Source organism: Nostoc sp. LPT (assembly GCF_017115165.1).
GTDB lineage: Bacteria > Cyanobacteriota > Cyanobacteriia > Cyanobacteriales > Nostocaceae > Nostoc.
Genome location: NZ_JABXKF010000135.1, coordinates 45,291 through 66,491, shown reverse-complemented (window position 1 = coordinate 66,491; position 21,201 = coordinate 45,291). Strand labels below are relative to the sequence as shown.

General features: G+C 39.9%; 16 protein-coding genes. 8 read left to right on the top strand and 8 right to left on the bottom strand.

The features are described from left to right. Positions 1 to 120: 120 nt before the first annotated feature. Complete coding sequence (locus HWQ58_RS25370) at positions 121 to 2,127, top strand: AAA domain-containing protein (protein WP_292868888.1); 2,007 nt, start codon at positions 121 to 123, stop codon at positions 2,125 to 2,127. A 163-nt stretch (positions 2,128 to 2,290) separates the two neighbouring features. On the opposite strand, the gene HWQ58_RS25365 is transcribed toward HWQ58_RS25370, so the two are convergent. From HWQ58_RS25365 to HWQ58_RS25355, 3 genes are all read right to left on the bottom strand, one after another. Beyond that, entirely contained in the window at positions 2,291 to 3,499 is a 1,209-nt protein-coding gene (locus tag HWQ58_RS25365) for an SUMF1/EgtB/PvdO family nonheme iron enzyme (RefSeq protein ID WP_292868885.1), read from the bottom strand. 217 nt (positions 3,500 to 3,716) lie between these two features. Next, on the bottom strand, positions 3,717 to 4,289 hold the full coding sequence (locus HWQ58_RS25360) for a single-stranded DNA-binding protein (RefSeq protein WP_292868882.1): 573 nt from the start codon (positions 4,287 to 4,289) through the stop codon (positions 3,717 to 3,719). 297 nt (positions 4,290 to 4,586) lie between these two features. Then, positions 4,587 to 5,840 carry an FAD-dependent oxidoreductase gene (locus HWQ58_RS25355; protein ID WP_292868879.1) on the bottom strand — a complete coding sequence of 418 codons (1,254 nt, stop codon included), beginning with the start codon at positions 5,838 to 5,840 and terminating at the stop codon, positions 4,587 to 4,589. Between the two features lie 186 nt (positions 5,841 to 6,026). Here HWQ58_RS25355 and HWQ58_RS25350 point away from each other — a divergent pair, with 186 nt between their 5' ends. From HWQ58_RS25350 to HWQ58_RS25330, 5 genes are all read left to right on the top strand, one after another. Then, positions 6,027 to 7,337, top strand: a complete 1,311-nt coding sequence (locus HWQ58_RS25350; RefSeq protein WP_292868876.1) for an ABC transporter ATP-binding protein — start codon at positions 6,027 to 6,029, stop codon at positions 7,335 to 7,337. A gap of 71 nt (positions 7,338 to 7,408) precedes the next feature. Continuing rightward, on the top strand, positions 7,409 to 7,648 hold the full coding sequence (locus HWQ58_RS25345) for a hypothetical protein (protein ID WP_292868873.1): 240 nt from the start codon (positions 7,409 to 7,411) through the stop codon (positions 7,646 to 7,648). Positions 7,649 to 7,678: 30 nt separating this feature from the next. Then, positions 7,679 to 9,940, top strand: a complete 2,262-nt coding sequence (locus HWQ58_RS25340; RefSeq protein WP_292868870.1) for an AAA-like domain-containing protein — start codon at positions 7,679 to 7,681, stop codon at positions 9,938 to 9,940. Positions 9,941 to 9,965: 25 nt separating this feature from the next. Continuing rightward, entirely contained in the window at positions 9,966 to 11,567 is a 1,602-nt protein-coding gene (locus tag HWQ58_RS25335) for an AAA-like domain-containing protein (RefSeq protein WP_292868867.1), read from the top strand. Positions 11,568 to 11,600: 33 nt separating this feature from the next. Next, the gene (locus HWQ58_RS25330) at positions 11,601 to 11,735 is read left to right on the top strand and encodes a hypothetical protein (protein WP_292868864.1); all 135 of its coding nucleotides are present in this window, start codon (positions 11,601 to 11,603) and stop codon (positions 11,733 to 11,735) included. On the opposite strand, the gene HWQ58_RS25325 is transcribed toward HWQ58_RS25330, so the two are convergent. After that, on the bottom strand, positions 11,725 to 12,477 hold the full coding sequence (locus HWQ58_RS25325) for an alpha/beta fold hydrolase (RefSeq protein WP_292868861.1): 753 nt from the start codon (positions 12,475 to 12,477) through the stop codon (positions 11,725 to 11,727). The genes HWQ58_RS25330 and HWQ58_RS25325 overlap by 11 nt on opposite strands. 67 nt (positions 12,478 to 12,544) lie before the next feature. Beyond that, positions 12,545 to 13,057 carry a flavodoxin FldA gene (fldA, locus tag HWQ58_RS25320; protein ID WP_292868858.1) on the bottom strand — a complete coding sequence of 171 codons (513 nt, stop codon included), beginning with the start codon at positions 13,055 to 13,057 and terminating at the stop codon, positions 12,545 to 12,547. A gap of 736 nt (positions 13,058 to 13,793) precedes the next feature. On the opposite strand from fldA, the gene HWQ58_RS25315 reads away from it, so the two are divergent. Further along, positions 13,794 to 14,036, top strand: coding sequence for a hypothetical protein (locus HWQ58_RS25315; protein WP_292868854.1), 243 nt, complete (start codon positions 13,794 to 13,796; stop codon positions 14,034 to 14,036). A 240-nt stretch (positions 14,037 to 14,276) separates the two neighbouring features. Next, the gene (locus HWQ58_RS25310) at positions 14,277 to 14,579 is read left to right on the top strand and encodes a hypothetical protein (RefSeq protein WP_292868851.1); all 303 of its coding nucleotides are present in this window, start codon (positions 14,277 to 14,279) and stop codon (positions 14,577 to 14,579) included. A gap of 93 nt (positions 14,580 to 14,672) precedes the next feature. Here HWQ58_RS25310 and HWQ58_RS25305 read toward each other — a convergent pair whose 3' ends face one another. The 3 genes from HWQ58_RS25305 to HWQ58_RS25295 all read right to left on the bottom strand — a co-directional run bounded on the left by HWQ58_RS25305 (position 14,673) and on the right by HWQ58_RS25295 (position 20,733). After that, on the bottom strand, positions 14,673 to 17,201 hold the full coding sequence (locus tag HWQ58_RS25305; RefSeq protein WP_292868848.1) for a mannose-1-phosphate guanyltransferase: 2,529 nt from the start codon (positions 17,199 to 17,201) through the stop codon (positions 14,673 to 14,675). Between the two features lie 322 nt (positions 17,202 to 17,523). Further along, on the bottom strand, positions 17,524 to 19,392 hold the full coding sequence (locus HWQ58_RS25300) for a glycosyltransferase (RefSeq protein WP_292868845.1): 1,869 nt from the start codon (positions 19,390 to 19,392) through the stop codon (positions 17,524 to 17,526). Between the two features lie 102 nt (positions 19,393 to 19,494). Further along, a complete protein-coding gene (locus HWQ58_RS25295; protein WP_292868842.1) occupies positions 19,495 to 20,733 on the bottom strand; it encodes a glycosyltransferase in 1,239 nt (412 codons plus the stop codon). Positions 20,734 to 21,201: the final 468 nt, after the last annotated feature.

Below are 21,201 nucleotides of genomic sequence, written 5' to 3'. Positions count from 1 at the left end.
TTACAAGAAATATTAACTGTCAGAAGTAACTCTCAGAGACGAGCAAGACAATTATCTGACTATGACAAACTTCCAGTAGAAGCTTATAGACAACTTGAAGTAATACTAAATACTGCTAAGATGCGACTACCTGAAGGACAAATTTCTTGGTGGAAGAAGATATTACTTTGGTTTTCTGGCAGAACAGAAAGACAGATTGTGACAAAAACAGCCACAGCTTGTCAACCCGCAATCTTAAACACTGTGAATACTATCTTTCCTGTAAAAGTTCCCGAAACTCGCAATGATTTAATTCAACAAGCATGGTTAGTTAGTGAACGATTGGCAAACGCTGATGAACTAAACACTGTACAAAAAAGATTAAAAGAACTTTCTGGAGATATAACGAATACAGAGTACCAAAGAGATGAAGCAAGTAGAGAATTAACTTTTTTAGAAAACAGATTGGCTACTCCACTGGAAGATTTTTATGCTTCTTTTTATCAAAATTTTCATTACCAGCACAAAGAGCTATTTGAGTTGTCGCGGAAATTTATGACTCAGCAAGCACTCTGTAATAAAGAGCGCGTCAAAGGTTCTTTGGAACTATATTCAAATGTTCTTGCTGGAGGAAATTGGAAAGATAAAAAGAAGATGGCAGAAAATCTGAATGAGCATATTAAAAATGTGAGTTTATTTTTTCCTGTCATCACTGGTACATTACTTTCCATCAGAAATATGCTGCCTTGGGTTAAGGAATGTGTTGACCGCACAATAGTAGATGAAGCGGGAATGATTCCTCTGCATCAAACATTTCCGTTATTGGTGCGATCGCGCAAAGCTATTATTGTAGGTGACCCCCTACAAATAGAGCCTGTAATCACTCTCAGTAAGGAAAGACGTGATGAATACCGCCAAACAGCCTTTATTGACAGAGGATTAACTGAAATTGATTACCACCGTTACAGTCCAGAGGAAGAATATAGCGCTACTACTTATCACCGCGCCGCTGGAGCAAGTGGAGAAGACAACGATCGAGGTCAAGATATTTGTTTAATTGAACATTACCGCTGTCAACCTAGCATAATTGAATATTGTAATGCTATTGCTAAGTATGGTTTAGAGGTAAAAACACCACCAGTTACTTCTTTATTAAACTCCCACTTAGTTGCTTACCATGTTGAGGGAAGTATTAGTCGTAATGTTAATGAAGAAGAAATTCTCGTTGTAAGTGATGTAATCCAGCACTTGCAAAAGCAAGGTTACTCATTACAAGATATCGGTGTTATTTCACCCTTTAACGTTCATGCTATGGCTTTGAGAGAAAATCTAACTCAAAAATTCTCTGGATTAGATAAAAAATCTGTTGGGACAATTCACACTTTCCAAGGTTCTGAAAAAAAGGTGATTATCTTATCTACAAAAGTGTGTGGAACACAAGATAATGTAAACTGGATTAACAAGCGTCCAAACTTACTTAATGTTGCTGTATCGAGAGCCAAAGAACTATTTATTTTAGTTGGAAACCTCTACAGATTAGAAAAAGGTAAGCTTACTCGTCAGCTTGTTGAACACATTCGGGAGTATGGAGATATTTTAGATTACAAATCTGAAGCTGAAATTCCAAAGCTGCAGCCAGGAGCTATTGTAGTTTATGATTGTGACCATTTAAAAGTTTTTAGAGATGCTATTGAACAAGCTGAACAAGAGTTAGCAATTGTCACACCTTGGATTCGCGGTAATGAATCAAAACGGTTTGTAAATGATATTGTTTCAGCTTTAGAAAAAGGAGTTAAAGTTAGACTTATTTATGGTAATAAAGGTAGTGAAGAGAACGATGGCAACGATGCCCAACTTGAGAAAAATTTGGAAGAATTGTTTTCTCAGTATCCAGGTTCGCATTTAAGTTGTTTAGGTAAAAAAATACATATAGAAAGTAGAGGGACTAATGAAAAAATATTAGTTTGTGATACTAAATTTGCTGTTGTAGGAAGCTGGAATTGGCTTTCTCATCCTTACAGAAAGCAGTGTAGCAGGTCATCAATCAATTCCAAGGTTCAAATCCGGCAAGAGACAAGCATACAACTTTCTGATTCATTATCTATCGAGGAGATAAAAGCGAGAATTTTTCAATTAATTACACAATAATTATCAAATTTTTGTATGTGGGTTAAACTCAGATTTTCGATATAGTTTGTCATAAAAAATATTTCTATTAAGTGCTTAACGCACCATCAGACAAAATGGTGCGTTAGGCTAAAGCTATAATATACCCTACTGAAAATTTATTAATAATTAACTAACTTTATATCTAAGAACAGACAACCCGAAAACCAAATTTTTTATCAGTGATACTTGCATCTTCAGAAAAGCGAGATGCAGAACGACATAAATGAGCAGGAGAATTCCAGGAACCTCCGCGCAAAATTCGATATTCCGAATTTCCATCATTCAGCCAAGAACTACCATCTAATGGTGCGCCTTGATAGTCTTCGTGTTCACAGTCAGCACACCACTCCCAGACTAAGCCGTGCATATCATAAATTCCAAACGCATTAGCTGGAAAACTGCCAACTTCTGTTGTTTGTTGGCAAGCAGTACTATTAATATTTTCGTTTAATCCACAATAATTAGCTAAATTCGGTCTAATTATTTTGCCAAAATGGAATGGAGTTGATGTTTTAGCACGACAAGCATATTCCCATTCAGCTTCGCTAGATAAGCGATATTTTCTTCCTATTTTTCGTGAAAGTCGCTCACAAAACTCTTGTGCATCATACCAAGAAACTCTTTCTACGGGTAAGTTATCTCCTTTAAAACAAGATGGTTCTAGTTCAAGACGACGTTTTATTTTTGGGAGATTTGCAATAACCCTCCACTGAGCTTGAGTAATGAGATACTTACCTATAAAAAAGGGTTTTATAGTAACTAGATGTTGAGGACGTTCATCCTCAAGTGATTCAGATTCATCTAGAGGTGCGCCCATTTGGAATTTACCACCAGCAATAGAAACCATTTCTAATATTACGCTATCTGCTAGACTCTCTATAAAATACTCAGCTTGTTTAAGGCAACGCTTTATTTCTATTCCTTGAGTATCTATAGTTACGACTTCAAACTCGAACTTTGTGATAGCTGGTAAGTTTGGAGGAAGTTGTTGCGTTAGTGAATTGCTGGTTACTACAGCATTTTCATTGGTAGTCTGAGGTAAAAAATTAGCCATCAGATAAATTTGAGAATTTTGCTGAGGCGATTTTTCGGGATTAATAGTATCAATTAGCTCTGTTAATACTTCTCGAAGAACAGCCTTGATGCTTGCAGCATCTGTATTATAGTAAGTGCGATCGCCAATATGAATATCCTTACCATCAGCAATATTGATAATGTTTTTGCCCAATTGTAGGACATTGTAATCATTGCTATTTTTCAGCCATTGTCCTAATAGTAAAATATCTCTCTCATCTTGAATACCATCGCGGATACGGTCAAATATGGCAACTAATTCGTCAGGTGTAGTCATTTACCATGAAGTGTTACAAACGCTGATTAAAAAGAGTATACCTTTCTCTATCCTTGGCTCGCCGCTAAAATAAGCGATGTCTCACTACAAAGCGCAAAGCATTAACACAGACAAAAAAATAGCACATCCTAAAGGATGGCTATTTGTAGAAATTATCTAATCGTAATGCTTTCTGCTAAGTATATAAGCAAATTGAATACACGCTCAACTAGCAACTTTAGAAGGGAATATCATCTGGATCTGGTTCTTCCTCTTTCACTGCTGGATAAGTGGTTCGCTCATATGTGGGTTGGGGTACGGGTTCGTAAGTTTTCGTTTGGGGAGCAACGCCAACAGGATTTGTCGCTGGAGTAGGCGCTGGACGTGGTGACTCGTAAGTGGTAACGTCTTTCTGTGGAGGACGAGATGCTGAAGATGGTTGTCGGGGAGCAGTTTCAGTGAATGATGGAGTTACGGTTGCTGATGGCAATGGATCGGTATTAAAACTACCTCCAACAGATTGAATTTGTTGTACTGTCAATTCAGCACGTTTTTCTTTAAAACCTTCTTGACGATCAACAGTATTCATAGTTAAACGTCCTACCAAGATGACACGATCGCCTTGGTGGTAGTTTTGCTGAATTTCTGTCGCTAAATTCCCCCAGCCAACAACTTTTAGCGTGGCTGGCGGATCTTCTGGTTTCTGGGAATTGGGAAACTGCACCAGCATTTCCGTGACTCCCAGATTATCGGATGTATAGCGGAGTTGCGGTTCGTTAATAATTTCTGCCATTAAAACGCAGCTGTTCATTAAAATTACTCCTGACTGCAAAAAGTACTGATTCAAAAAGAGGGGGTTTTTCTATGTAGTGCCAATTAATATCTAGATAGGTTTAATCTTTTGTATTTTTTAATAATGTTTAAACAAATTTTCTACATCCACTCTCTGTTTTTAATCCTTTCTAGCATAAAAGCCAAGCGATCGCTTTGAACAGCATTGAGTATACTGTTCGCCACCTTCGCTTGACTAAATTGAGCATTCAATTCTGCATAGAGTAGTATTATTGTACCACTTAATTAATTAAATAGAAAAAATTCTTGGCAAAAATTAAGCCTTGACGTGAACTGGAAAAACACCCAAGGCGATCAACCTGGCTGGAAGGTCGCGCAAGATAGGTAAGCGCAAAAACGCAGGTGGTACAAAGGTGCGATTTGAGGTGAGAACCGGGGCCAATACCCGCTTTTGAATAAAAGTTTGAAACGCCTGAATGATACGTGTAGGCAACTCGCGTTGACGCTGTACTTTTGCTAGATCGCTAAGTTGTACTTCTCGGTTTTTGAGCGGTTTGCTAAGTACATTCGCCGCAACTACAGCATCTTGAATCGCGTAGTTAATGCCAACTCCACCAACGGGGGACATTATATGAGCTGCATCACCGATGAGTAACAAACCTTCACGATACCAACGTTTGACACGGCTGGACTCGACAGAGAGAAAAGCTATTTGTGACCAATCATGTAAATTTTGAATGCGTTGCTGAAATTCTGGCACTACTTCCACAAAAGATTTTTTCAATTCCTCCAAACCCGCAGCCCTTAGTTGTTGATAGCCTCCTTTAGGAATAACATAGGCAAGTTGCCACTCATCACCACGGTCAAGCATGGCGATTAGCTTACCTTGACCAAAGCGCCCCATTCCCCCTTCAGGGTCTTCTGGCTGACGTGGTAGGCGAAACCAGAGGACATCCATTGGCGGCGAAGTTTCGATGGATTCAAACTCACCCAGGTGGCGTAAACGTGAGTGGCGACCGTCTGCACCAACTGTCAGTATTGCCCGAATTTCATGCCAACCACCGCCTCCTCGATAGCGGACACCTTGAATCACACCATTTTCTGTAATTAATTCCTGCACATTCGCACCCATTACCAGATGGAAATTAGGATATTTTTCTGCTTCTTGGGTGATGAACTCCAGGAATTTCACCTGGGGAAGCATTGTAATGTAGGGATAATGGGTTTTCAGATGGCTAAAATCTGCGAATGTGACATTATCTTGAGGAGTTTGAATACTAATTTGGCGCATTTTGGTATGGGGAAGTCCTAGCAAGCGATCGCTAAGTCCCAATTCCTCCATAATTTCCATCACCGACGGATGAATCGTATCGCCACGAAAATCGCGATCCAAGTCTTTGTGTGCTTCCAGCAGCATCACAGAAATGCCTTGACGCGCTAACAACAGCGCCAATACTGCTCCTGCTGGCCCCCCACCCACAATGCAACAATCTGTAGTTTGTACGTCTACAATGTCATGGACAGGGTTAACACTTGGTTGGGAAAGATTTTTAGGTACATCGGTAGTCATAACAACACCTTTTGACAGCCCTAAAATTTAGAATAGTTTGCTTTTTATGGTTAAAGCTATTTTTTTAACTTTTCGTATTTACCCTGAACGTGTATTATTATGAGCGCTAAAGTGTCATTAGTCATTAGTCCTTTTTCCAATGCCCCATGACCGATGCTCCATGCCCAGTGATAATAATTAACAGTTGTGTCCCAAGTTATTTTAGAAAACGTTTATAAAAGCTTTTCCTCACGTAAAGGGGAAAGTGCTAGCTCACAAACCCAATCTCCTCTCACACTTGCGGAAAAAACTGATGTAGCGCCACGTGCGGAAAGTGTCAATGTCTTGCGGCGGATTAACCTGACGATCGCAGATGGCGAGTTTATGGTGCTGGTGGGCCCTTCTGGTTGTGGTAAAAGCACTCTGCTGCGGTTAATCGCCGGGTTAGAAGTGATGACTGGCGGTAATATTTGGGTAGGCGATCGCTTGATTAATGACCTACCACCCAAGGAACGCGACATCGCAATGGTGTTTCAAAATTACGCCCTCTATCCCCACATGACGGTGTATGACAATATCGCCTTTGGGTTACGTCGCACGGGAAGCAGGGGAGCAGAGGAGCAGAGGAGCAGAGGAGGAAATACTCCACATCTTCGGACGTGGGCGGAAAATTTTTTTGTGGGGGCGACCAGAAAGTTACCTAAAGGACTGCGCTACACTTCTGACAAAGAACGCGCGGTAAATGAACAGGTGCGTAGTGTTGCTCAACTGTTGCAAATCGAAACATTGCTGAATCGCTTACCCAAACAGCTATCTGGGGGACAAAGACAACGGGTTGCATTGGGAAGGGCGATCGCACGTGACCCCCAAGTATTCTTAATGGATGAGCCGCTTTCTAACTTAGATGCCAAACTGCGGGCGGAAACCCGCGCCCAAATTGTGAAATTGCAGCGCCAATTGGGGACAACGACAATTTACGTCACCCACGATCAAACAGAAGCGATGACAATGGGTGATCGCATTGCAATTATGTCTGAGGGTAAAATTCAGCAAGTTGCTTCTCCCCTAGAACTTTACAACCGTCCTGCTAACCTTTTTGTAGCAGAATTCATTGGTTCACCACCGATGAATTTTATTCCTGTAGAATTTCATGCCCCGCAGTTGATTACTCATTCCCAGTTGCGTTTCACCCTGCCAGAAGTTTGGGGAAAAGCTTTACAAAAATATGATGGGAAAACTCTAATTTTAGGCATTCGCCCAGAACACTTGAACTTGAGTATGCCTGCCACTAAAAACCTACCAGTACAAGTAGATTTGGTAGAAAATCTCGGCAACGATTCCTTTCTCGCTGTTAAGATTGCTGAACCGGGATCTCAACCTGCGACTACAGCCAAATCCTTGCAAGTGCGAATACCACCAGACCGATTTGTACAAGTTGGTGAGCAACTTTGGTTATCTCTAACTCTAGAGAAAATTCACTTTTTTGATCCGGAAACTGAGTTGGCGATATTTCCTTAAGAAACCAATTGCCTAGTTGATATTTTTAGAAGTAGCAAAGTGGCGTAGGCGTAGCCCGTCGTAGATATCGCTTGACTTACCATGAATTCTTTGAACGTAGACGCACATTGGCTTCCCATATTTCCTCAAAACAGAATAAAGTCGATCCTACCGGTGTACTCGATCGCGGTGCGACAAGGTTTGAAGTACCTCAAAACGACTTTGGAGTACTTCAAAACGACTTTGGAGTACTTCAAAACGACTTTGGAGTACCTCAAAACGACTTTGGAGTACCTCAAAACGACTTTGGAGTACTTCAAAACGACTTCTAGGTATAATTTAAACTATTAGCCATATAAAGTATGACTATAAATTTGCCTGTTCCCCAAGATTATCAATATCAATTTGGTGGTAGTCTTCCTGCAAATGCACCTACCTACGTCACGCGTAAGGCTGATGCAGATTTGTATCAGGCTGTGAAAGCTGGAGAGTTTTGTTTTGTCCTCAACTCTCGACAAATGGGTAAATCCAGTTTGCGTGTCCGCACAATGCAAAAGTTACAGGGTGAAGGAATTGCTTGTGTATCTATTGATTTAACCGCAATTGGGACATCAGGGCTAAAGTCTGAACAATGGTATTCTGGGATTATTGATACTATTGCTGGTTCTGAAAGTTTAAACTTAGGTGAGCAGTTTGATATAGATGAGTTATGGGAAGAAAATTCCCGCTTTTCTGATGTGCAGATTTTTGGTAAATTTATTGACAAATTACTCAAATTAATTTCCACACAGATTGTTATTTTTATAGATGAAATTGATAGTGTTCTCAGTTTAAATTTTCCGGTTGATGATTTTTTTGCTTTAATTCGAGCTTTCTTTAATCAAAGAGTTGATAATCCTGAATATCAACGCATTACTTTTGTGCTTTTGGGAGTCGCCACCCCATCTGAGTTAATTCAAGATAAAAAGCGCACTCCTTTTAATATTGGCAAAGGAATTGAATTAACCGGATTTGAATTTGCAGAAGCTTTACCTTTAATCAACGGATTCTCTGGACAAACTAGCAACCCGGAAGCCGTACTAAAAGCAATTTTAGACTGGACTGGAGGACAGCCATTTTTGACTCAGAAAGTCTGTGAATTTGTCCGTAAATCTGCAATTGTAATTTCCCCAGGTGAAGAAGCTACTTTTGTAGAGAATTTAGTCAGAAATAGAGTGATTCAGAACTGGGAATCTCAAGATGAACCAGAACATTTTAGAACAATTCGGGATAGAATTTTAAAAAGAGATGAACAGAAAGCAGCATATTTATTAGATTTGTATCAGCAAGTATGGCACTCAGGCGGAATAGATATTGATAGTAGTATTGAACAGAGTGATTTACAGTTAGCGGGAATCGTTGTTAAAAAAGAGAGTACATTAAAGGTTTATAACCTAATTTATCAAACCATTTTTGACAGCTTATGGATTGAGAAAAGTTTAGCTAGTTTGCGTCCTTATGCAGAGAATTATCGTCAGTGGATATTATCAAAAAAAGAGGATGAGTCTCGTTTATTGCGGGGTCAAACTTTAGTAGAAGCGGAAAATTGGGCAAAAGGTAAAAGTTTAAGTTTTCAAGATGGAGAATTTTTAGCCGCTAGTTGGACACTACAGCGAAAAGAAGAACTAGCAGAAACAGAAATACAGGCAGAATTAGAAAGAGAAAGGAAAGAAAAGGAAGCAGCAGAAAGGGCTAGACAAATTGAAGGTAAAGCTAAACAGAAAGCAGAAAAGCAATTGGTAATTGCTAGGAAAAGAATACGTTTTGGAATAGTGGTTTTATTTATTACTTTAGGGCTTACATGTTTGCTAGCAATAGGTGCATTTATTGGGCTTGAAACCGCTAACAGAAATACAAATGAACTCAACCAATCTATTGATAAAATTAGAAAATTATCAGCAGTGGCTTCTAAACTGCAACAAAAGGGAAAAACAAACGAAGCCAATCAGTTTTTGAATATTGCAGGTTTAGTATTGCAGAAGAAAATTAATAATTATCAGCTAAAAGAGGCTTTATTAAATAGTTCGTTGGTTTTAGGGTATCAATATCTAGCTGATGCTGAAAAAGAGCCAAATAAAAAAGATTTAGAATTAGAAAAGGCTGAAATAAATTTTACTAAAAGCCTGGAAAAATTATCAATAATAGAAAATGAAATTGATAAAACCCCCGACAATTTAGCTACTTTAGTTTATATTAACTACGTTAAAGGTAAATTAGAGGAACGCTCAAATAAATCTAAGGCTTTAGCAGATTATAAGAAAGCATTTGATTCTATCAGTAGTCTTAAATCTCAGTTTAAGTCTCATCTTGATTTATTTACCTTAGACCTAAATATTCTCTACAATGGTAATGCTGATATTGTAGCTTTGCTTTATCGTCAACTAAAAAAAATGGATAGCTCAAATCCAGTTTATGCTGAATCTTTAAAAAAGCATTTATTGAATGAATTAGACTATCTAATGCAGCAGCAAAGATGGAGGGAAGCAGATTTAAAAAATTGGCAGTTTATTCTCTATTCGGCAGGAAAGGAAGAACGCACAAGAAAGACCAGATTTAGGTATTTGGTCTTCTGGCTACAAAGCTGAACCCTTTGAATGGAGAGGTTCAACAATGCCACTCTTTGATAGAGCTAGTAATTTACAAGAATATTTAGAAGTTTATGATATTGGAAAATACCCAATAATTTTTATCGCTCATAGTATGGGTGGATTATTAGTTAAAGAAATGCTGCGTAATGCTCAGACCTTTCAAAAAAAAGCAGTTATTCAACAGACAAAAGGCATTGTATTTCTATCCACTCCTCACACTGGTTCTCATCTCGCTAACTTAGTCGATAAAATTGGTATTTTGGCACGAAGCTCTGTTAGTGTTAATGAATTGAAAGCACATATTCCCCAACTGCGTCAACTTAACGAGTGGTATCGGCAAAATGTTGATTCTTTGGAAATTACTACAAAAGTTTATTTTGAAACAAAGCCCACTCAAGGTTTTTTAGTTGTAGACCCAGATAGCGCTAACCCAGGCATCAAAGATGTCCAACCTACCGCTACAGATGATGACCATCTTTCTATCACCAAGCCAAAATCAACAGAGAATTTAGTCTACAAGGGAGTGAGTCAGTTTATTAAGCAACAATTGCTAATTAATCTAGCCATTGTTAAACAATCAACACCAAAAGCAAAAGAGAATAACTCCTCAGTGATTTTTGAAAATACTGATGGTCAAGTTCCTCTTAATTCCCTGTTTTATATCGAACGTCCAGAGGTGGAAATTAAATGTTATGAATCCATCCTCCAACCAGGGGCGTTAATCCGCATCAAAGCGCCGCAAAAGATGGGTAAAACTTCTTTAATGAGTCGCATTCTTGAGCATAGTAAACAAAAAGGTTATCGCACAGTTTCTATTAATTTATGGAGTCAAGAAAATCTTACCGATCTCAATAATTTCTTACAGGCATTCTGTGCAACTCTGAGTTATGAATTAGGACTAGAAGATAAAATAGATCAATCTTGGAAAAGACGCTTAAGCAGTCAAGTTAACTGCACTAATTATTTAAAAGACTATTTATTAAAAAATATTGATGTTCCCTTAGTATTAGGCTTAGATGATATTGATAAAATTTTTCCTTATCCCGAAATTGCTCAAGAATTTTTTGCTCTACTCCGAGCTTGGCATGAAAACGGTAAAAACGAGGAAATCTGGCAAAAATTGCGTTTAGTAATTGCTCATTCTCAAGAAGTATATGTTTCTTTAAATGTCAATCAATCCCCCTTTAATGTAGGTTTACCTATCGAAATCGGAGAATTCAACGTCACACAAATAAAAGAATTAGTGCAACGACATAAATTAAATTGGTCAGATACAGAAATCGGACAATTAAAGGAAATGATTGATGGTCATCCTTATTTATTAAGAACTGCTCTTTATCAAATTGCCACAGGTAATTTAACTTTAGAACAATTTCTGAAAGTTGCTCCCACTGACGAGGGATTATTTAGAGGCTTTTTACATCCCTATCTTTCACTACTAGAAGAAGATAAATTGTTAAAAGCAGCGATGAAAAAAGTTATTGAGAGTGATATTCCTGTGCAATTAGACTATACACAAAGTTTTAAATTACGCAGTCTGGGCTTAATTAAATTTAAAGAAAATAAAGTTCAATGCCTTTGTAATTTATATCGTCTTTATTTTCGAGAACGCCTATCCGAATGATTACACCCAGCTTGAGAGGATGAAGTATCAATAATGAGTGGTAAAATGATTAGCGATCGCAGCGTCAATACTAAAGGCGATCGCACCCCATTAAACCCCAAATTTCACAACTGCGTAGCCGTAAGGCTTGTCGTCAGACATCGCACTCTCAAAGTTACTAATTTGTAGAGATGCTAAAAGATAATGCAGATGCTTCCAGTAGATGCGGATGATGGTGTTGCCAAAAACTCAAAATCTGTTCGCCAACCTGTTGAGGATAGAAGTAGTGAAAAAAATGATACCCTTGTGGGCATTCCCAGAGTTTATCTTCTGGCTTCAACCAATTCAACCAGTCATGCAATGCAGGTGGATTGACTACAGGATCGCTCTTGCTACCACATACCATCATTGGCATAGAAACTCCGCCCTTGGGTAAATAAACCAACTTAAATAAAGAGTGTGATGATGGAGATTGTTCTAAATCTTTATCTAAGGCAGCTACTAACTTCTTAGTAGTATGAGGTGGTTGATTTCCAAAAAGACTGCGAACGCTACTTGCTAAAACTAACTCACGGCTGATGCTAAAAAGTTGTCGTTGAAAGTAATAGTGAGCTTGCCAATTGTTTGCAGGTTGAGCTGCAACAGCCAGCAGAGTGAGCGATCGCACTTTTTGAGGAAATCGACGCGCAAAGGTTAAAGCGATCGCACCACCCATCCCATGTCCTGCTAAATGCACGGGGCGATCGCGCCATTCTAAAAATTTATACAGCAACTCCACAGCTTGATCTATGCAACTGGCTTCATCTTTAGTTTGCTGGTATTCCCACTGGGCGACATTTATATAACTAGATAAATGTTCAAGTAATGGTTTATCAAAACGCTGTAAAACAGGACTGGCACTTAACCATAAAACATCAAATGAATCAGACATAAATACCTATAACTTCCAAATTATCAATTTCAATAAAGGCGCACAGCTAGCCGTGCGCCCCAAATCTCTACAAACCAAATTCTGTCTTCAACTGAGCAACCCAAGTTTTAATTCGCTCATCTGTTAGCTCAGATTGACTACCTTCATCAAGTGCCAATCCGACAAACTTGCCATTTTTCAAGGCTCTAGAATTCTCAAAGTCATATCCCTCAGTTGGCCAGTAGCCAACAGTTTTACCGCCTCGCTGGGAAATCTTTTCTTCCAGAATTCCAATTGCATCCTGGAAGTTATCGCTATAGCCATATTGGTCTCCATCACCAAAATAGGCAACCAACTTACCACTAAAATCTATTTGATCCAGATCGGAGAAAAAGCCTTCCCAATCGCTCTGAAGTTGACCAATATCCCAAGTGGGAGAGCCAATAATCAGCAAGTCATACTCATCAAAAGTGCTAGTATCCGCCTCGTAAATGGGATGTAATGTTACAACATCACCACCAAACTCATCCCGAATTTTTTCAGCATCAGATTCAGTGTTGCCAGTTTGAGTACCGTAAAACAAACCAATTTTTTTTGACATATTGACACCTGATAAATAAATAGTTGTGTGCTATGCAGAAAAGTCGCCCTGAGAGGTTGGTTAATCCAGCGTTCGCTGCCCATCAAGGCATCGACTCCAGTGTTTGAACTGCCACGCAAGTCAAAAGCGTTATCTTTTCAGAAAGTTTGCAAATACCTGAAATACATGACCCACTTAATGAGTATCAGTCTCAATAACTCTGAAGATATACTACCAGACTTATTGAGAGTCTTTTTTATTTAACTAAGTAAACTTTTGTTAAGACTTTCAGGAACCAAACCGAAAACTAGACGAGGCAGCAAGAATTCTCGTACCTTAATTGGTTAAAAACCTTGCACTTACTCGAATAGAAGTAGTTGAGATGAACGTCTAAACAAAAGAGTTTGGGCTAAAAGCGGTACAAGACTCGATCTTGGAGGAGTTATGTGACGCCATTTTTTGGTCGAGTAAAATACTATAACTTTATCGAGTTACTGTATTTTAATATTAAAAGTGAATAATGCACTCTGCAAGAGGATAGTTTAAATCAAACGGAAATTGCCCCTTATGCCAAAAGACTGGTAAAAGACCGCCCACAATATGCGGGGTATCAACCTTCTCCCGATTGCAAGATTCCGCTTAACGTCGGGCGGGGCAAAAACCCAAGTGCGAAAGTGCTGTTAGCGGAAGCGGGGCGTTTAGCCCGTACTCTTTTTATTACTCAGCACTCAGCACTGAGTATGGTAAAAAAGGTTCCTTGATCGTTTGGACTCGTGGAGATACTAAGGATATTTGCCATTCTGATACTGTCCGCAAACTTTTGCGTGAAGCTGAATTTGAAGAAGTTAGTTTCAAACTCACTCCTACAGGAGATATGGCAGTAGGACTTCATCGTTATCTCGGTGAAGGTTCAGCTTTACCAGAGAATCAACAGTTATTCGTGTTTTCCGGCACCCCAAACAGAGGAACGCAGGCAGTTTTTCAAACCTCTGGAGAATGAATCAGACTGTTTTCTAGAATAATTTGTTGACAGCAGTTTTCAGCTATTTAATCAAGAAAATTGATTGAGAAATAGTGCGATCGCTGCTAAAAATATCGATAACGCTTGTAGAGACGCGATTTATCGCGTCTTGAAAGACTAAATACCTTACGATATCCTCACAAAACATTCCTGATAATTACTGGTTTCAAAAATTACTTCGGTAAATGAAGCTAGAGGGAGTAAGTTTTTTGTGCATTTATGAAATTAATCCAAATACTAAAACTAGCTGTAATTCCGGTTTTGACTGTATTAAGCTTTGTGTCTACATCAAATAAAGTACTAGCTGACTATTTAAATAGTCAGGGATCAGGAGGTAATTACCGTTATGAATTATGGTCTACTGATGATAATAATTATTACTATTTGAAAGTTTGGCTATATGAAGCAAGTCCAGAAAGTAACCCATACAACATAACTAGAGCATTCCCCTCTACTAGGGAAGCTTTAATTTATTTTGATTGCAATTACGCTGAGAAAAATTTACCAGAATGTTCTCAATGATAATTTGGAACCCTCAGAACATAATTTGTAATTGCTAATTCGTAGTTCGTAATTAAAGAGTTCAATTACGAATTACGAATTACGAATTATAAATTAAACTTCGGCTGGTTGATATTCTTGTTGTCTTTCCACAAACGACTGGACACGGGTGCGGTAGTTTCTCACAGTCTCATCTACCCATTCGCGATCGTTGCTATTTGCATACAAATGCACCAGTGGTTCGCTGGCATCTGGTAAAACTAACAACCAACTGTCATCATAGGGTTGACAAATTTTCACTCCATCAATTAATTCTAGGTTTTGGGCTGGATGAGTTTCCACCAAGTAACGCATCAAAGCACCCTTGGCTGTCCACGGGCAACGGACTGTATAAGTTTTGTGAATTACACGAGGCAATTCTGACCGCGCAGCAGCAAGCGATCGCTCTTGGATAGTCAACATCTCAATTATCTTCGCAATGCAGAACATGGCATCAAATCCCGGATGCAGTTGCGGGAAAATAAAACCAGTCTCTCCACTACCTCCAATTACCACATTCGGGTTTTTCTGGCAAGCTTCCATTAAAGCTGTAGGGTTGGCTTTAGTGCGAATCACTCTGCCATCATGGCGACGCGCAACTTGTTCGATAGCGCTGGAAGCATGAACTGGTACAACTACTGTTCCTCTGGGGTTAGCGGTTAATATCATGTCTACCATCAGTGCTGTTAACATTTCCCCACGAATTGGGTAGCCTGATTCATCAACTAAAATTAGCTGTTCTCCATTCGCGGATACTTGCACCCCAAAGTTAGCTTTTAATGCCTCCACAACATGACCTAACTGAGTCAGCAATCCTTCGCGATCGGTGATTGACATCGCCGTTTTATTGACACTGGCATTCAGCACGACTGCATCAGCGCCAAATTTATCTAACATTTGGGGTAAAACTGCCCCCGACACCGCATAAACATAGTCAATCACCACTTTTGCGCGACTGTTGCGGAGTGTATGAACATGCAACAGTTTCTCAAAAGCAGTACAGTAGCGATCCATGACTTGGCTGGGATAAGACACATCCCCAATTTCATGAATTAGCGCCCGCCGCATATCTTCCTTAAAATAAGCACCTTCAATTTTCTTTTCCAGAGCTTTGGAGATATTAATGCCCTTGGCATCCATGAATTCAATCAGAATGTAGTCAGGGCGGTCGGGGTGTACCCGGACGTGGATACCACCAGCTACCGACATTGTGGGTATAACAGTACGGGCGATGGGGATAGCTGTGGCATCGAGGTTTTGAATGTCAACACCTACTGACATTAAACCAGCAATCAGCGATCGCGTCACCATCCGAGAGACATTACGCTGGTCACGGGAAACCGTTACCTTAGAACCAGGTTTTAAGGTAGAACCGTAAGCAGCTCCCAATTTCACAGCGAATTCTGGGGTGATGTCGATATTAGCTAATCCTTGGACACCACGTTGCCCAAATAAATTGCGTTGGGCGGTGTTCCCCCAAATCAAGTTAATGTTTAAAATTGCCCCTGACTCAATCTTTTTACTGGGCCAAACACGCACACCAGGGCTAATTTGCGCTTCTTCTCCCACCGTGGAAAGCGAACCTACAACCGCAGCTTCTAATACTTGAGCGCGGCGGTCTACACGAGCGCCACGGGAAATCACACAGGCAGAAAGAGCTGCTTCATCGCCAATGAATGCCCCATTCCACACTATGGGACGTTTAAGATTAGCATCAGCGCCAATAGTGACATTATCCCCAATTACGGTTCCTGCCTCAATTTGTACTCTTGCACCAATGCGGCAATTGTCACCAATTACTGCTGGGGCTTCAATCACAGCCGTATGGTCGATGTAGGTATTTTGGCCTACCCATAACTCATGGGAAACTTCTTTGTAGGCATAATCTAGTTGCACTTTTCGATCTAACGCGTCATACTGAGCCTCGCGATAGGCATCTAAGTGACCAACATCACACCAATAACCTTGAGCAATGTAACCATACATTGGCTCATCTTTTGTTAGTAGTAAGGGGAATAAGTCTTTAGAAAAGTCACATTCAACGTTTGCTGGCAGATATTCCAAAACTTCTGGTTCGAGAATATAAGTACCAGTGTTAACGGTATCAGAAAAAATTTCACTACTAGAGGGTTTTTCTAAAAATCGCCGAATCCGTGTCTCCTCGTCGGTAATCACCACTCCAAATTCAATCGGATTGGGAACCCTGGTTAAAATCAAAGTAGCTTTTGACTTCTTTTGTTTGTGAAATGCGATCGCTGCTGTCAGGTCAAAATCTGTTATGCTATCACCGCTAATAACTAAAAAAGTTTCATCAAGAAGTTCGGCAATGTTTTTCACACAGCCAGCTGTACCCAAAGGCTGATCTTCTTCGACGGCATAAGTCATCTGGACACCAAAATCGCTGCCATCTTGAAAGTAGTCTCGCAAGACATCAGGTAAATAATGCAATGTTGCAATAACTTCTGTAATTTGATGTCGTTTGAGAAGATTGATAATATGTTCGGCAATTGGTCGATTTAAAATCGGCACCATCGGTTTCGGCAGATCGCAAGTTAACGGGCGAAGCCGCGTTCCCGAACCCCCTGCCATCAATACTGCACGCATAAATCCTCCTTATAACTAGTTATAGCTTTCGCTACTTGAAAAGTGTCAGATATATTTTGTTTTTCTTTCTCTAGTCTGCTATGGATATTGATATTTGAGGAACTTCCACAAGATGCATTACCGCAAGGCGGAAGTCAAAAGTTAAAAGTCAAAAGTCAAAAGTTTTGTACAAGGCTTTTGCAGGGCATTGGGAAGAGGACTTGGGGACAAGGAGAATTGGGGACAAGGAGAAGGGAAAGACTTGTTGCAAGTTCTAACTTTTGTCCCCTTGTCCTCCTTGTCCCCCTCATCTCCCCCTGCTCCCTGCTCCCCACTCCCCAGCTTATTGACAATGATAAAGTTCATATTCGTAGCCATCTATGCTTGGCAAAGATTGAGTATCAGACATAACACATGTGTTCGCGGTTTCTGCTACGGGTGCGTGAAAGTTTACCAGCCACAGGTCAAAAGGTCGTGGTAATTTCTTTAAAGTATTTTTTAGAGAAATGGTGGAAGCATTCGGATCTCGATCTTGATGAGCAAGGAGAAACAGAGAATTTTGGAGTGAATTTGCAAGTTTAATCTCCCTCGCAACTCCCATCATTTCCCCAGTGTGTACATAAGTTTTGTGGGTGGTGGCAATCAGTACTGGTGTCGCAGATCTTTGTTGAATTAGTTGCACAAACAGGTCAGGACGATAATATTTTTGATAGCCGAGATTGCAAATTACTGTAACAGCACTGAAAAATGCCATTAACCAAATTAATATTACGGCTTTTTTCCCGTTTATTCCCCATTTACCTATGCTTGTTATCCCATTTTTCGCTGGCTCTGTTTCCATCCATTCCTGGGGAGGATGCCAACAAACTGCAAGACTTGCACCTAGTAAAACAACGATCGCGGGAAAGTAAACAAAGTTATATCTAGCACCCCTGGTGAGGTCAATACCCAAAAAGTACGTAAATATAAAGAATAAAGCGATCGCACTGATAACTACTCCAGCAAGCACCTGAATCATCATCCGGCTTTCTCGGTGCTGTAATTGAATTTTAATTCCACGCAACAAAATTGGTACTGCCCAAATAAAGAAAGTCAACATCACCAATCCAGAAGGAATCACAACCAAAGCTTGAGAAGATTCAACTGGTAATAAGGAAATCATTGCAATCAATGTTCCTAAAGCTTGAAAAATTGGGCTGAACCAATCTAGTCCAACACGCGAAACTCGAATCCACTCGGTTAAATTATCACGATTTTTATTCTCTAACAAGGTTGGTATCCAAATTAAACCCGCTACACAAGTACCTATAACAACGGCATAAATACGTTGCCAGAGAGGAGAGAAGAAAAGAGAAAATTTGCTGCTAGTTTGCAATTGAAGCCAAGCAAGAAAAATCAAAACTATGACTTCTGTGCAAAGAGTCAGGGTGAAGAAATAATGAGTAGCAATACCTAAAGCATTAATTCCTACCCATAAAAGTGCTACCCATATAGGTAAAGGTGTGCGGTTTTGAATATGACGTGTGGCAATTACTAAGCAGGTGAAGGAACCAATTACCCATAAGACTGCCAAAGTGTAATGACGCGCTTCTTGTGCTAAAAATACGCCGTAGGGTGATACTGCCATCATGGCAGCAGTCAAGTGTCCCACTAATCGCGAACGAAACGCTACCCTGCCTAATACGTAAACACACGGAATGGAGGCAGCACCGAATATAGCTGGTAGCGATCGCGCACCAAACAGCGATACTAATCCTCCGCCGCTAGGAAATAATTTCATCCACAGGTAAGCCAGCACAAAATACAGTGGTGGATGACTATCTTGTGTAGCTAAGTTGTGAATGACATCACCAATAGTCGCCGCTGGGTTTGGTTGCAGTGGTTGTAATAGAATATCAGGTGCGATCGCTCGATCTAGGGGTACTGATAAAAAAGTATTTCCCAAGCTAAACACCAAGGTGGCAAACTCATCAGTCCAAGGAGGCTTTGCAGTCAAGTTGACTAGGCGCAAGCTGATGCCGACAATCAACCAGATTAAGATCGGCAAGAGATGAACCCAGGAAGGAGGAAGGCGAGTCTGCCAATTATGCCAATGCTTGCGTTGTGAGTTGGAGTTTTTATCTGCCAGAGGCAGGAAATGGGTAGCTGATAGAGGTAGCAACGAGATAATTTGTTTGTAAAAATAAAATGCACCTTGGAAAAGAACTCTCATTGCCGGGCCTCACAAGAATGGATTTGTAGATTTGACGTTTGAGATTTAAGTTCGTTCTAAAATCTAAAAATAAAAATCTAAATCTCAAATCCCTCGTTGTGATTATTTCACGTCTGTGACGCGCCAGCTAAGTTTCAAGTTAACCCAGAAATTCCAGATGGTAGCAACTGCGATCGCTATCAACTTAGCTAAATACTGATTTATTTCCAAGACATTATAGAGAAAATTAATTATTAGAGCTTGTAATATAACTCCTGCCAAACAGACCGCACTGAACTTTAAGAATCGCTTGAAACGTTGATGCAAAGCACGTTGCCCCTGAGAAATATCACTAAAAGTCCATACATCATTCCATAGGAAATTATTTACGATTGCCACTCCGGCCGAAAGAATTGTACTGCGAGTTAAACCTAAATGAATTACAGTACGCAGCAAGTGAAACACCGTTAAATCCACAAACACACCACTAAAGCCAACAAACCCAAAACGGACAAATCGACCGATGGGGAATTTGACTTTTCTACTCAATCGTCCTACTTTCCCTGTGGAAAGCCGTAACCGTACCAAGTGGTGGATGTAATCTATATATTGCTTCCATGTCACCTTACTCTCGCCCTCTTTGCGTTCGCAAAACACATACCCAACCTCGGCAACTTGGTCTACTTTTCCTCGCCCGATTACTTCTAGGAGAATTTTGTATCCGACTGGATTAAGTGTTGCACCTGCGATCGCACTCCGGCGCACCATAAAATAACCACTCATCGGGTCAGAAACTCTGCCCAATACCCCCGGTAAGATCACCAAGCCTAACAACTGAGCGCCACGAGACAAGAAACGCCTAACAACACTCCAGCTACTAACACCGCCTCCTTCTATATGACGGCTAGCTACTGCCAAATCTGCTCCTTGCTCAATACTACGCAACAGTTGTATTAGTATCTCTGGTGGATGCTGTAAATCTCCATCAATCACCCCCAAGACACTCCCTGTAGCTGCTTGCCACCCACGAATCACCGCTGAAGACAGCCCCCGTTCCTGTTGGCGTCGCATCACCCGCAACTGGGGGTATTCTGTCGTCAAAGATTGTGCTATCTCCCAGGTTCGGTCTGGGCTATCATCATCTACCACTATTAGTTCATAGTTTCCTGCAATAGATTCATCCAGTAATTGACTCAATACGTTGACTACATTCTTGATGTTTTCACGCTCTTTATAAGTAGGAATTACTAGAGAAAGATGAATAGATTCATCACCTGTACCCACGGAGTTGGGAGGCAACTCTGAAATCTTTAGTGGGCCAGTTGATACTGCTAACAGCGAGTTGGATGAGTTTGTTTTCATATTCCAAATTGCAGAACGAGGGTGTGTAAAATCTGTGGAAAATAGAGGCAAACATCTGCTGACTTTATTAACTGAACCTAGTTACTCAAAACTTGAGGAATACTTTTGTTACAGTTAGATGCCCTGAAACTTTAGTAATTTCCGCACTTTGATTCTCAGTATTTTCCCATATATCATCTAAATTTTACATTTCACTCTTTGTTTTTATGATATTATACGAAAAGTTACGTAATTTTGTAGAAATATCCTGTAGTTTTAATTAAACTAAGTCAGCAAATATACAGTCAATTAAGCATATCTTGATGAATTTTTAATACTATGGGAATCATTAATTTAATATGGAGTATCGAAAATTTTGGTAATATTTATATATTATTCTTGTTACAAAAAGGTAAGAATAAAGTGCTAATGCTGATTACATAAGCTTGTTATACCCGTAAAAATTTAATTGTTGATGCCATAAATCTT

Bases quoted from the DNA above. Each gene is read 5' to 3' on its own strand.
- fldA (WP_292868858.1), bottom strand. From the start codon at position 13,057: ATGTCAAAAAAAATTGGTTTGTTTTACGGTACTCAAACTGGCAACACT.
- HWQ58_RS25300 (WP_292868845.1), bottom strand. From the start codon at position 19,392: ATGAGAGTTCTTTTCCAAGGTGCATTTTATTTTTACAAACAAATTATC.
- HWQ58_RS25365 (WP_292868885.1), bottom strand. From the start codon at position 3,499: ATGACTACACCTGACGAATTAGTTGCCATATTTGACCGTATCCGCGAT.
- HWQ58_RS25355 (WP_292868879.1), bottom strand. From the start codon at position 5,840: ATGACTACCGATGTACCTAAAAATCTTTCCCAACCAAGTGTTAACCCT.
- HWQ58_RS25305 (WP_292868848.1), bottom strand. From the start codon at position 17,201: ATGCGTGCAGTATTGATGGCAGGGGGTTCGGGAACGCGGCTTCGCCCG.
- HWQ58_RS25295 (WP_292868842.1), bottom strand. From the start codon at position 20,733: ATGAAAACAAACTCATCCAACTCGCTGTTAGCAGTATCAACTGGCCCA.
- HWQ58_RS25370 (WP_292868888.1), top strand. From the start codon at position 121: ATGCGACTACCTGAAGGACAAATTTCTTGGTGGAAGAAGATATTACTT.
- HWQ58_RS25335 (WP_292868867.1), top strand. From the start codon at position 9,966: ATGCCACTCTTTGATAGAGCTAGTAATTTACAAGAATATTTAGAAGTT.
- HWQ58_RS25340 (WP_292868870.1), top strand. From the start codon at position 7,679: ATGACTATAAATTTGCCTGTTCCCCAAGATTATCAATATCAATTTGGT.
- HWQ58_RS25325 (WP_292868861.1), bottom strand. From the start codon at position 12,477: ATGTCTGATTCATTTGATGTTTTATGGTTAAGTGCCAGTCCTGTTTTA.
- HWQ58_RS25330 (WP_292868864.1), top strand. From the start codon at position 11,601: ATGAGTGGTAAAATGATTAGCGATCGCAGCGTCAATACTAAAGGCGAT.
- HWQ58_RS25310 (WP_292868851.1), top strand. From the start codon at position 14,277: ATGAAATTAATCCAAATACTAAAACTAGCTGTAATTCCGGTTTTGACT.
- HWQ58_RS25360 (WP_292868882.1), bottom strand. From the start codon at position 4,289: ATGAACAGCTGCGTTTTAATGGCAGAAATTATTAACGAACCGCAACTC.